Annotated in this window: 13 protein-coding genes and 1 riboswitch; all 13 genes read left to right on the top strand. The window is 35.6% G+C overall.

The features are described 5' to 3' along the window. The first annotated feature begins 229 nt into the window (after positions 1-229). Entirely contained in the window at positions 230-787 is a 558-nt protein-coding gene (locus CN601_RS21580) for a GNAT family N-acetyltransferase (protein WP_098118155.1), read from the top strand. A 223-nt stretch (positions 788-1,010) separates the two neighbouring features. Continuing rightward, complete coding sequence (locus tag CN601_RS27075; RefSeq protein ID WP_179865641.1) at positions 1,011-1,151, top strand: hypothetical protein; 141 nt, start codon at positions 1,011-1,013, stop codon at positions 1,149-1,151. Positions 1,152-1,289: 138 nt separating this feature from the next. After that, positions 1,290-2,387, top strand: coding sequence for a PRK06851 family protein (locus CN601_RS21575; protein ID WP_098172310.1), 1,098 nt, complete (start codon positions 1,290-1,292; stop codon positions 2,385-2,387). A 422-nt stretch (positions 2,388-2,809) separates the two neighbouring features. Next, positions 2,810-2,911: riboswitch (purine riboswitch) on the top strand. Between the two features lie 132 nt (positions 2,912-3,043). Further along, entirely contained in the window at positions 3,044-3,529 is a 486-nt protein-coding gene (purE, locus tag CN601_RS21570) for a 5-(carboxyamino)imidazole ribonucleotide mutase (RefSeq protein ID WP_098118153.1), read from the top strand. Further along, the gene (gene purK / locus CN601_RS21565) at positions 3,526-4,674 is read left to right on the top strand and encodes a 5-(carboxyamino)imidazole ribonucleotide synthase (protein WP_098172309.1); all 1,149 of its coding nucleotides are present in this window, start codon (positions 3,526-3,528) and stop codon (positions 4,672-4,674) included. The genes purE and purK overlap by 4 nt, the downstream gene beginning before the upstream one ends. Further along, positions 4,671-5,966, top strand: a complete 1,296-nt coding sequence (gene purB / locus CN601_RS21560; protein WP_098172308.1) for an adenylosuccinate lyase — start codon at positions 4,671-4,673, stop codon at positions 5,964-5,966. The genes purK and purB overlap by 4 nt, the downstream gene beginning before the upstream one ends. Positions 5,967-6,083: 117 nt before the next feature. Next, on the top strand, positions 6,084-6,806 hold the full coding sequence (gene purC, locus CN601_RS21555) for a phosphoribosylaminoimidazolesuccinocarboxamide synthase (protein ID WP_098172307.1): 723 nt from the start codon (positions 6,084-6,086) through the stop codon (positions 6,804-6,806). Beyond that, entirely contained in the window at positions 6,794-7,048 is a 255-nt protein-coding gene (gene purS, locus CN601_RS21550) for a phosphoribosylformylglycinamidine synthase subunit PurS (RefSeq protein WP_098118149.1), read from the top strand. The genes purC and purS overlap by 13 nt, the downstream gene beginning before the upstream one ends. After that, positions 7,045-7,728 (top strand): phosphoribosylformylglycinamidine synthase subunit PurQ, encoded by a 684-nt coding sequence (gene purQ, locus CN601_RS21545; protein WP_098172306.1) that lies wholly within the window; start codon positions 7,045-7,047, stop codon positions 7,726-7,728. Before purS ends, purQ begins: the two co-directional genes overlap by 4 nt. Continuing rightward, positions 7,712-9,931 carry a phosphoribosylformylglycinamidine synthase subunit PurL gene (gene purL / locus CN601_RS21540; RefSeq protein WP_098172305.1) on the top strand — a complete coding sequence of 740 codons (2,220 nt, stop codon included), beginning with the start codon at positions 7,712-7,714 and terminating at the stop codon, positions 9,929-9,931. Before purQ ends, purL begins: the two co-directional genes overlap by 17 nt. Then, the gene (gene purF / locus CN601_RS21535; protein ID WP_098118146.1) at positions 9,916-11,328 is read left to right on the top strand and encodes an amidophosphoribosyltransferase; all 1,413 of its coding nucleotides are present in this window, start codon (positions 9,916-9,918) and stop codon (positions 11,326-11,328) included. Before purL ends, purF begins: the two co-directional genes overlap by 16 nt. Before the next feature lie 82 nt (positions 11,329-11,410). Beyond that, positions 11,411-12,448 carry a phosphoribosylformylglycinamidine cyclo-ligase gene (gene purM, locus CN601_RS21530; RefSeq protein WP_098172304.1) on the top strand — a complete coding sequence of 346 codons (1,038 nt, stop codon included), beginning with the start codon at positions 11,411-11,413 and terminating at the stop codon, positions 12,446-12,448. Next, complete coding sequence (gene purN / locus CN601_RS21525) at positions 12,448-13,011, top strand: phosphoribosylglycinamide formyltransferase (protein WP_098118144.1); 564 nt, start codon at positions 12,448-12,450, stop codon at positions 13,009-13,011. The genes purM and purN overlap by 1 nt, the downstream gene beginning before the upstream one ends. The last annotated feature ends 28 nt before the right edge of the window (positions 13,012-13,039 follow it).

Raw genomic sequence — 13,039 nt, 5'->3', positions numbered from 1 at the left:
CAGTTAAGCTCTTTTGCGTCAATGGTAGTTGGGGGTTTCCCCCTGTGAGAGTAGAACGTCGCCTGGTAAAAAAAGCATCAGCTATTAGGCTGATGTTTTTTTTATTTAGCTTCTTTTACAATATACTCCTTATGCAATAAGACAAAAGTTTAGTGGGATAATGATTATCTAGGGATTGTTTACATTTGATAAAATATATAATGAACTTTCAATAAGCGAGGGAAGAGAAATGTTAATACATAAAATAGATCAAGAAATTTCGTTAAGAATGTTGAATATTGATGATGCAGAAGAATTTTTCAATTTAACAATTAATTCAAAGCCTTATTTAAAAGAATGGCTTGGTTGGTTAGACAATGTTGAGTGTATAGAAGATACTGCTCAAAACATTACTTCAAGACTTAAAGCATTTGCTGAAAATGGTGGCTATCCAAGGTCATTCGCTATTATTTATAAAGATCATATAGCTGGTACAATCGGTTTTAATGAAATAAATAAGACTAATAAAATTGGTACAATTGGTTATTGGCTAGGTGAAAACTTCCAAGGTAAAGGTATTATGTCAAAGGCATTTAAATCATTAATTGACTATGGATTCAAAGATCTTGGTCTAAATAAAATAGAAGTTAGTGTCGCTGTTGGAAATAAAAAAAGTAGAGCACTTCCTGAACGATTTGGATTCGTTGTAGAAGGGGAAATTAGACAATCAGAGTGGTTGTATGATCATTATGTAGACCATGTCATTTATGGGCTTCTATCTAACGAGTGGAAGAAATTATGTAACTAACGGATAGTTCAAATGAATGATGTTACATAAGGTTGTCAGAAAATGAAGAGAAAAACAAACATACGTGCATACCTCAGTCTATGTTCCATTAGAAATTGCGAGAGAACGACTTGACGTACAACGGACGAGCATCTATCGATAGGGTCAGAAAGCGAGATATGCAGTAAACATAGAGACAAGTTGGGATTTATGAAACTGTTATCCCCCTCTAGTAGAATTAATCATGATCTGGTCAACTTCTTGCGATGAATCAAATCTTGCTAACGATGAATATTCTCCATACCTCGAACAAATAACTCCATTTATTCCTCAGCCATCAAATTATGTTGTACCTTCCAAAACAAAAAGTTTAGAACGATTTTAAACATACTTTGTTTTCCCATATACAACGAAAGTTTCTATTTTATCTGCTAAAAATTCAAAAAGTAAACAATAATATTAATGCTGGGCAAACACCCTTATGAATAAATCTACATAATTTAGATTGAATGGAGGGAATAAGATGAGAGGAAAAATACTCAATTATTATGCAGGGGGTAATACTGCAAAAGGGTTTTATAATCTCTATGACTCAGCTTTAGAGGATTTAGATAGACTGTTTATTTTAAAAGGTGGTCCTGGAACTGGGAAATCAACATTAATGAAAACCATTGGTGAAAAGATTGTAAATAAGGGGATCGATATTGAATATTTACATTGTTCTTCAGATACAAATTCAATTGATGGTTTAATTATCCCGAAATTTCAAGTAGGTATAGTGGATGGAACGGCACCCCATGTAATTGAGCCTAAAGCTCCTGGGGTTATTGAAGAATATGTGAACTTAGGTGTCGCTTGGGATTCTAAGAAATTACCCTTGCACAAGGAAGCGATACTTTCATTAAATAGTGAGATTTCTAAAAAGTTTCAAACGGCGTATGATACGTTTGCTGCGTCTTTGAAGGCGCATGATGGGATTGAAGAGGTTTATATTGCAAATATGGACTTTAAAGAAGCGAATAAGCTAACTGATGAACTAATTGCGCTTTTTTATGGTAATGACAGTAACACTGAAAAAGATTCAAAAGTTAAACATAGATTTTTAGGTGCTGCAACGCCAAGTGGTGCAGTTGATTATGTTCAAAATTTAACGGAAGAAATTGAAAAACGTTATTTTATTAAAGGAAGAGCTGGTTCAGGAAAATCGACGATGTTAAAAAAAATAGCAGCTGCAGGTGAAGAAAGAGGATTTGATGTAGAGATTTATCATTGTGGTTTTGATCCAAATAGCCTTGATATGGTAATAATCCCAGAAAAAGGCATTGCGATTTTTGATAGTACAGCACCGCATGAATATTTTCCAGATCGTGAATCAGATGAAATTATTGATATGTATGAAAGATGTATTACTCCAGGAACAGATGAGAAATACGCTCAAGAAATTGACAGAACGACAAAGTCATATAAAGACAAAATGAAGGAAGCCATTTCTTACTTGGCGGAAGTTAAAGTGCTAAGAGATGAATTAGAGGCGATTTATATAGGGGCTATGGATTTTTCTATAGTTGATAAGATTCAATCTGAAATACTAGAAGAAATTGAAAGTATCATTAATAAATAAAATAATACTAATAAAGGCGGGCCACTTTGGTACGCCTTTTTGTGATTCATTAATTTCGCACTAAATGGCTAGCTAACGTAGCAGTATTTCATATAAAATCTCTGAAGTTTTAACAAAAGATGGGCTTTTTCGACAAAATAATTGGTTCTTCACGAAAAGTCAATAATTGAAATAGTGATTTTTCCAATCTATTATAGGGATAGATACATTAATTCTTTAGGTGAAATAAAGCAGTTGATGCGCGCTATTTTATCAATTCATTCGATTTAGTAGTACAAATAAGAAATATACAGACATTTGTAATTTAATCCAAATAGTCTTCATAGAATAGAAAAAACAGTGTAAAACACGAACATTAAAATATTTTTTAATAAAAACATTCATATTTTATTGAAAAAAGAGTTATAAATTGATACTATAGAGATAGGAAATTTAGCAAACCTCATATAAGTTTGGGAATATGGCCCAAAAGTTTCTACCTAGTAACCTTAAATTACTGGACTATGAGGGGAAGTTAATCACACGTGTACGTTAGACTAGTATACGCCTAAGTAGATTATCTTTCTCACCATAGAGGGGATAATTCTATTTAGGCGTTTTTTGTTAGAAATTTATATAAAAAATAAAAATAGCGAATAAACTTGGGGGAAAAGCAGATGAAACCGGTAGTTGGTGTCATTATGGGGAGTACAAGTGATTGGGAAACAATGCAACATGCTTGTGATGTGTTAGAAGAGTTAAATGTTAGCTATGAGAAACGAGTTGTTTCAGCACATCGTACACCAGATTTAATGTTTGAGTATGCAGAATCAGCTAGAGAACGTGGTATTAAGGTAATCATAGCAGGAGCTGGTGGAGCTGCTCACTTACCAGGAATGGTAGCAGCAAAGACAACACTTCCAGTAATTGGTGTACCAGTACAATCAAAAGCTTTAAATGGATTAGATTCATTATTATCAATTGTACAAATGCCAGGTGGGGTACCTGTTGCCACTGTAGCAATTGGTAAAGCTGGAGCAACAAATGCAGGCTTACTTGCAGCACAAATATTAAGCATCCAAGATCAAGAAGTTTATAAAGCGTTAGAAACGCGTCGCGAAAACACTACAAAACAAGTTTTAGAAAGTAGTGAAACATTATGAATAGCAAAGTTATCTTACCAGGGCAAACAATCGGCATTATTGGTGGAGGCCAACTTGGAAGAATGATGGCGCTTTCAGCAAAAGAAATGGGTTATAAAATTGCAGTTTTAGACCCGACTCCAAACTCGCCTTGTGGGCAAGTATCTGATATAGAGATTACAGCTGAGTATTCTAATATAGAAGCAATAAAACAGCTTGCGAATGTAAGTGATGTTATAACATATGAATTTGAAAATATTGATGTAAAAGCACTTGAGTATTTGGATGAACACTCATATTTACCTCAAGGTAGTGAGTTATTAAAGCTTACAAGAAATCGATTAACAGAAAAAACGGCGATTCAAAATTTAGGCATAAAGGTTGCACCATTTCGTCTAGTAGAAAACGAAGAGCAATTTTTTGAAGCAGTCAATGCAATCGGATTACCAGCGGTTTTGAAAACAACAACTGGCGGTTATGATGGAAAAGGGCAAGTTGTTTTAAGATCTGAAGAAGACTTTGTTGATGGGTTAGAACTTGTTAAAAAACAACAATGTATTCTTGAAGGCTGGGTTCCTTTTGAAAAAGAATTGTCAATTATTGTCGCAAGAAATAGTAATGGAGAGGTAAGTACGTTCCCAATAGCAGAGAATGTACACATTAATCAAATTCTCCATACTTCATCCGTACCAGCAAATACTTCAAAATTAGTAATCGAAACAGCTGAAAACTATGCTGAAAAGATTGCGAGCTCATTTCATCTTGTAGGTGTTTTAGCAATTGAGCTATTTGTAACGAAAGATGAGCAGGTTTACATTAATGAATTAGCTCCGCGTCCACATAATACAGGACATTATACGATGGAAGCAGTAGAAGCTTCACAGTTTAAGCAGCATATACGAGCAGTTTGTAATTTACCATTGGGCAATACAGAATTACTGAAACCAGTAGTAATGGTAAATATATTAGGTGAACATGTTGAAGAAGTCTTGAATGTAATGCAAAATGATAGTACATTAAATGTCCATCTTTATGGTAAAGAGGAAAGCAAAAAAGGCCGTAAAATGGGACATATTAATATAATGGCAGCATCAACTGAAGCAGCGATGCAAAAAGTAAATGAGTTAGGGATTTGGCAACAAAGCCCGATGGAGGTAAAAATATGATTGAACGTTATTCACGCCCAGAAATGGCAGCAATTTGGACAGAAGAAAACAAATTTAAAGCTTGGTTAGAAGTTGAAATCTTAGCAAGTGAAGCATGGGCTGAATTAGGAGATATTCCTAAAGAAGACGTAAAAGTGTTACGTGAAAAAGCTTCTTTCGATATAAACAGAATTTATGAAATTGAAAAAGAAACACGCCACGATGTAGTTGCATTTACTCGTGCAGTTTCTGAAACATTAGGAGAAGAACGTAAATGGGTACATTATGGTTTAACATCAACTGACGTAGTAGATACAGCACTTTCTTACTTACTACGCCAAGCAAATGCTATCCTATTAAATGATTTAGAGAATTTTATTGGAATCCTTGAAACAAAAGCAAAAGAACATAAATACACAGTTATGATGGGCCGTACTCACGGTGTACATGCAGAACCAACTACTTTTGGATTAAAGCTTGCATTATGGACTGAAGAAATGAAACGTAACTTAGAGCGCTTTAACAACGCAATCGAAACAGTTCGAGTTGGTAAAATCTCAGGCGCTGTTGGAACATTTGCAAATACGCCTCCTTTTGTTGAAGAATATGTTTGTGAAAAATTAGGAATTCAAGCGGCACCAATTTCTACTCAAACATTACAACGTGATCGTCACGCACATTACATGGCAACATTATCTTTAATTGCAACTTCAATTGAAAAGTTTGCAACTGAAGTTCGTGGATTACAAAAAAGTGAAACGCGTGAAGTTGAAGAATTCTTTGCAAAAGGTCAAAAAGGTTCTTCTGCAATGCCACATAAACGAAATCCAATTGGATCTGAAAATATGACAGGTTTAGCTCGTGTAATTAGAGGTCATATGGTTACAGCTTATGAAAATGTATCACTTTGGCATGAAAGAGATATCTCACATTCATCTGCTGAAAGAATCATCTTACCAGATGCAACAATACTTTTAAATTACATGTTAAATCGTTTTGGAAATATCGTTAAAAATCTTACAGTATTCCCTGAGAATATGAAACGTAATATGGATCGTACTTACGGATTAATTTATTCTCAACGTGTACTTCTAGCTTTAATTGAAAAAGGTATGTCACGTGAAGAGGCATATGATACAGTTCAACCAAAAACGATGGAAGCATGGGAAACTCAAGTACAGTTTAAAGAGCTTGTAGAATCTGAAGGAAAAATTACTTCATTATTATCTCAAGAAGAGATTGATGATTGCTTCGACTATAGTTACCACTTAAGTCAAGTTGATACAATTTTTGAACGCTTAGGATTAAATTAATAAAAAAATTGTTTGGCTAAGTTTAGAGAAAAAGATTCTTAGCCAAACAATTCAAATAAAAGATAAAGCAAAAATTCTATTGGGTGTTTAAATGAGGATATGGGAGGCATTGTTAGCATGGTGGAGCAAGTAATGTTGTATGAGGGAAAAGCAAAAAGGATTTTCTCTACTGAGAATCCTGAAATTGTAAGAGTTGAGTACAAAAATTCAGCAACTGCATTTAACGGTGAAAAGAAAGCAGAAATTGCTGGTAAAGGCCGTTTGAATAATGCGATTACTAGTTTACTATTTTCAAAGTTATTGGAAGCAGGGATTGCATCTCATTTCGTTGAAAAAACATCAGAACTTGAACAACTTGTAAAACGAGTAACAATTGTACCAATTGAAGTAGTTGTTAGAAATATTGTTGCTGGTAGCTTATCGAAGCGTATGGGATTAGATGAAGGCGTTAAATTAGAAAAGCCAATCATCGAGTTTTACTACAAACGTGACGATTTAGGTGATCCGATTATTAATGAAGATCATATTGCTGCACTTAAACTAGCAACAACAGAAGATCTTGAAACAATTAGAGATATTGCTCTCCGTGTTAACAATGTACTAGTAGAACTATTTAATGAATGCAATGTTCGATTAGTCGATTTTAAATTAGAATTTGGCAAATTAAATGATGGAACAATTTTGTTAGCAGATGAAATTTCACCAGATACTTGCCGATTATGGGATAAAGATACAAACGCAAAATTTGATAAAGATGTATTCCGTAGAGATTTAGGTAACTTAACAGATGGATACGAAGAAATTTTAAAACGCTTAGGGGGATTATCATGTTCAAAGTAAGAGTATTCGTTACATTAAGAGAAAGTGTTTTAGATCCACAAGGAATTGCAGTAAAAAACGCACTTCATAGCATGAATTTTAGCGAAGTTGAAGATGTTCGTATCGGTAAATATATGGAATTATTAATTGATAAAAATGTTGCAGATTTAGATACAACTGTTAAAGAAATGTGTGAAAAGTTATTAGCAAACATCGTAATTGAAGATTACCGTTATGAGGTAGAGGAGGTAGTCGCACAGTGAAGTTTGCAGTAATTGTATTCCCGGGCTCAAATTGTGATGTTGATATGTATCATGCAATCAAAGATGAGTTAGGCGAGGAAGTAGAATACGTATGGCATGATTCAACGAATTTAGATGAATTTGATGGTATTTTATTACCAGGTGGTTTCTCATATGGTGATTACTTACGCTCTGGTGCAATTGCAGGATTTGCAAACGTGATGGATGCTGTAAAGAAAGCTGCTGCTGAAGGTAAACCAGTATTTGGCGTATGTAATGGATTCCAAATTCTAACTGAAGCAGGACTACTACCAGGTACTCTTAGACGTAATGAGAAATTAAAATTTATGTGTAAACAAGTTGAGTTAGTTGTTGAAAACAATGAATCAATGTTTACAACTGGATATGAAAAAGGTCAAGTAATTACAGTACCAATTGCACATGGTGAAGGAAATTACTATTGTGATCAAGAAACTTATGAATCTCTTAAAACTAATAATCAGATTATTTTCCGTTATCAAAATAATCCGAATGGTAGCTTAGATGATATTGCTGGAATCGTGAATGAAAAAGGAAATGTATTAGGAATGATGCCACACCCTGAGCGTGCAGTTGATGCATTATTAGGATCAGCAGACGGACTTCAACTATTTCGTTCGATTGTAAGAAACTGGAGGGAAAATCATGTCGTTACTTCTTGAGCCAAATCCAATTCAAATTGAAAATGATAGAATTTATACTACTATGGGCTTAACTGATGAAGAGTTTCAATTAGTTAAATCAATTATTGGTCGCAATCCGAACTATACAGAGCTTGGATTATTCTCAGTAATGTGGTCAGAGCATTGTAGTTATAAGAACTCAAAACCTTTATTACGTAAATTCCCAATTAGTGGTGAGCACGTTTTACAAGGACCAGGTGAAGGAGCAGGGATTGTTGATATTGGCGATGAGCAAGCTGTAGTTTTCAAAATCGAAAGCCATAATCACCCTTCTGCAATTGAGCCATACCAAGGTGCTGCAACTGGTGTAGGTGGAATCATTCGTGATGTATTTTCAATGGGAGCACGCCCAGTAGCTCTTCTAAACTCTTTACGATTCGGTGAATTAGAAACGCCTAGAGTTAAATATTTATTTGAAGAAGTTGTTGCAGGTATTGCTGGATATGGAAACTGTATTGGTATTCCAACAGTAGGTGGCGAAATAAACTTCGATCCATGTTATGAAGGTAATCCTTTAGTAAATGCTATGTGCGTTGGATTAATCAACCATAAAGACATTAAAAAAGGTCAAGCACACGGTGCTGGAAACACAGTTATGTACGTAGGTGCTTCAACTGGTCGCGATGGCATTCATGGTGCAACATTTGCTTCTGAAGAATTATCTGATGCTTCTGATGAGAAACGTCCAGCGGTTCAAGTTGGCGATCCATTTATGGAGAAGTTATTACTTGAAGCATGTTTAGAAGTTGTTCAAAATGACGCTCTTGTTGGAATTCAAGATATGGGTGCAGCTGGATTAACATCTTCATCTGCTGAGATGGCTTCAAAAGCAGGAATGGGAATTGAGATGAATCTTGATTTAGTTCCACAACGTGAAGCGGGTATGACAGCATACGAAATGATGTTATCAGAATCTCAAGAACGTATGTTATTAGTAGTAGAAAAAGGTAGAGAGCAAGAAATCGTAGACTTATTTGAAAAGTATGATTTACATGCTGTATCTGTAGGAGTTGTTACAGATGATAAGATGCTTCGCTTACTTCATAAAGGAGAAGTTGTAGCTAATTTACCTGTAGATGCTCTTGCTGAAGAAGCACCGGTATATCATAAACCATCTACTGAACCTGCATACTATGGCGAGTTCCAAGCGATGGAAAACTATATTCCTGAAATTAATGACTCAAAAGAAACGTTAAAACAATTACTTTCTCAACCTACAATTGCAAGTAAAGAGTGGGTTTACGGTCAGTATGATTATATGGTTCGTACAAATACAGTAGTTGCTCCTGGTTCGGATGCTGCAGTTATTAGAATTCGCGATACAAAGAAAGCTCTAGCGATGACAACTGACTGTAATGCACGCTACTTATATCTAGATCCAGAAGTTGGCGGAAAAATTGCAGTAGCTGAAGCTGCACGTAATGTAATTTGTTCTGGTGCAAGACCACTTGCTATTACAGATTGCTTAAACTTCGGAAATCCTGAAAAACCTGAGATTTTCTGGCAGTTAGAAAAAGCAACTGACGGTATGAGTGAAGCATGTAATGTTCTAAGTACGCCTGTAATCGGTGGTAACGTATCATTATATAACGAAACAAATGGTGAAGCTGTTTACCCAACTCCTGTAGTTGGTATGGTTGGTCTAATTGAAGACGTTGAGCATATCACAACTCAAAACTTCAAAGCTACTGGCGATTTAATTTATGTAATCGGCGCGGCAGAAGCTGAGTTTGGTGGAAGTGAGCTTCAAAAATTATTAAATGGCAAAATCTTTGGTAAAGCACCAAGTATTGATTTAGCGATTGAATCTAGTCGCCAAGAGCAAATTCTTGCTGCAATTCAAGCTGGTGTAGTTGCTTCAGCACATGATTTATCTGAAGGTGGTTTAGCAGTTGCGATTGCAGAAAGCACATTTGGTCCATCAGAAGTTGGTGCAACGATTACAATCGAAGGAAATGAAGTAGTATCACTATTTAGTGAAACTCAATCACGTTTCTTACTTTCAGTTAAACCTGAGCATAAAGAACAATTCGAAGCATTAGTGGATGCAAAATTAATCGGTACAGTTACAGAAGAAACATCAGTAACAGTTCGTAATGAAAATAATGAAACAGTTCTTCATGCTTCAGTTGAGGAACTGAAACAAGCTTGGAAAGAGGCGATCCCATGCTTGCTGAAATAAAAGGATTAAACGAAGAGTGTGGAATATTTGGAATTTGGGGGCATACTGATGCTGCCCAAATCTCCTACTATGGTCTTCATAGCTTGCAACATAGAGGCCAAGAAGGTGCAGGAATTGTTGTAACTGATGGGAATAAGCTTGAAGGTGCAAAAGGACTTGGATTAATCACAGAAGTTTTCAGTAAAGGTCAATTAAACGACTTACACGGAAAAGCTGCTATTGGTCATGTTCGTTATGCAACTGCAGGTGGTGGGGGCTATGAAAATGTTCAGCCTCTATTATTCCAATCGCATACTGGAAGCATTGCTCTTGCTCATAATGGTAACTTAGTAAATGCTTCAAGATTACGTAAAGATTTAGAAATGCAAGGAAGCATTTTCCAAACAACATCTGATACTGAAGTACTTGCTCATTTAATTAAACGTAATGGTTCGGCTCCATTAAAAGATAGCATTAAAGCATCTTTAAATATGATTAAGGGAGCATTTGCTTACTTAGTTTTAACACAGGATGCAATGTATGTTGCACTAGATCCAAACGGCTTTAGACCATTAGCATTAGCTAAATTAGGTGATGCTTACGTTGTAGCTTCTGAGACATGTGCATTTGATGTAGTTGGAGCGAAATATATTCGTGATGTTAATCCAGGAGAGTTATTAATTATCTCTGATAATGGAATTGAGACTGATCAGTTTACTTCATCAGTTAACCATTCGATTTGTAGTATGGAGTATATTTACTTCTCTCGTCCAGATAGCAATATTGATAATATCAATGTTCATGCTGCACGTAAAAGCATGGGCCGCGTTTTAGCAAAAGAAGCTCCAGTAGAAGCAGACGTTGTAATTGGTGTACCTGATTCAAGTATTTCAGCGGCGGTTGGTTACGCTGAGGAGTCTGGTATTCCTTATGAGCTTGGATTAATTAAAAACCGTTATGTAGGTCGTACATTTATCCAACCTTCTCAAGAGCTTCGTGAACAAGGAGTTAAGATGAAACTTTCTCCAGTTCGTTCAATTGTTGAAGGAAAACGTGTAGTAATGGTAGATGATTCAATTGTTCGTGGTACGACAAGCCGACGAATTGTACAAATGTTGCGCGATGCAGGAGCACTTGAAGTTCACGTTCGAATCGGTGCACCACCATTGAAAAATCCTTGTTATTACGGAATTGATACTTCTACTAGAGAAGAGTTAATTGCGGCAACTAATACAATAGAAGAAATATGCCAAGAAATTGGTGCGGATACATTAGAATTTATTAGTCTAGAAGGATTACTAAATGCTATTGGTAGAAATCATGAAGGTCCAAATAGAGGACAATGTACTGCTTGCTTTACAGGACGTTATCCAACAGTAATCTATGATGAAAATGAATTAGTACATTCTCAGAATTAATATAAAAAATAGAGGCGGTGATCGAAGTCGCCGCCTCTTTTGAATTGAATTATTCATAAGGAACGGAAGGGGAAATCATCACATGGCGAATGCATATAAACAAGCTGGAGTAGATATCGAAGCTGGCTATGAAGCAGTGAACAGAATGAAAAAACACGTTCAAAAAACAATGCGTCAAGAAGTTCTTGGTGGATTAGGAGGATTTGGAGGGATGTTTGATCTTTCTAAATTCAACTATAAAGAACCAGTTCTTGTATCAGGGACAGATGGAGTAGGAACAAAATTAAAATTAGCTTTCCAAATGGACCGTCACGATACGATTGGCATTGATGCAGTCGCGATGTGTGTGAATGATATTGTGGTTCAAGGAGCAGAGCCTTTATTTTTCCTAGATTATTTAGCAGTTGGTAAAGCTGTACCTGAACGAATTGAGCATATTGTTAAAGGTGTATCAGACGGTTGTATTCAAGCAGGTTGCTCTTTAATTGGAGGAGAAACAGCAGAAATGCCTGGTTTCTACCCAGAAGATGAATATGATATTGCTGGTTTTGCAGTAGGGATCGCTGACAAGTCAAAGCTTGTAACAGGATTAAACATTAAAGAAGGAGATATCTTATTAGGAATCTCATCAAATGGTATTCATAGTAATGGATATTCTCTAGTTCGTAAAGTTTTACTAGAAAAAGGTGGCTTAACGCTTGATCAACACATTGATCAATTAGGTCATACATTAGGCGAAGAATTACTACGCCCAACAAAAATCTATGTAAAACCGATTTTAAACGTTCTTAAAAAGACTGAAGTAAAAGGTATGGCTCATATAACTGGTGGCGGATTTATTGAAAATATCCCTAGAATGTTACCAGAAGGAATCGGTGCTGAAATTGATTACGGTTCATGGCCAATCCAACCAATCTTTGATTTATTAGAAGAGATTGGTGAATTGAAACGTGAAGAAATGTTTAATATTTTCAATATGGGTATCGGTATGGTTTTAGCTGTTAGCGAAGAGAACCTACATGAAATTATTAATCTATTAGAAGAAGACGGAGAAAAAGTATTCATTATTGGAAGAACAACATCAGGTGAAGGTGTTACCTTTGGTGGAGGTTCTCTGTAATGAAGAAGATTGCCGTATTTGCTTCAGGAAATGGAAGTAATTTTCAAGCTATTCTTGATGCAACTTTAAGCGGAGAATTGAATGCTGAAGTGAAATTACTTGTTTGCGATCGTCCAAACGCATATTGTATCGAGCGAGCAAATCAAGCAAATATTCCTTCGTTTAACTTTACTGCGAAAGATTATGAATCAAAGGAGCAATATGAAGGTAAGATTATTGCCCATCTTAAAGAGTTAAATGTCGAATTTATCGTGTTAGCTGGCTATATGAGACTGATTGGGTCGACAATTTTAGACTCATTTCCCGGGAAAATCGTAAATATTCATCCTTCATTTCTACCATTATTTCCTGGAAAAGACGCAATCGGTCAAGCTCTCCTAGCTGGTGTCGAATCGACTGGTGTAACAGTTCATTATGTCGATGAAGGTATGGATACCGGGCCAATTATAGCGCAAGAGGAAATTCTTATTGAAAAGGGAGACTCTAAAGAGTCTCTTGAACAGAAGGTCCATAATGTCGAGCACGTTTTATATGTAAAAACATTAAATAAATTATTTAGTTAACTAGATTAAGATAAAGAGCATGAAATCG

This window comes from Bacillus sp. AFS017336, assembly GCF_002555445.1.
Classification (GTDB): Bacteria; Bacillota; Bacilli; order Bacillales; family Bacillaceae_G; genus Gottfriedia.
This window is presented reverse-complemented; position numbering and strand designations above follow the sequence as displayed.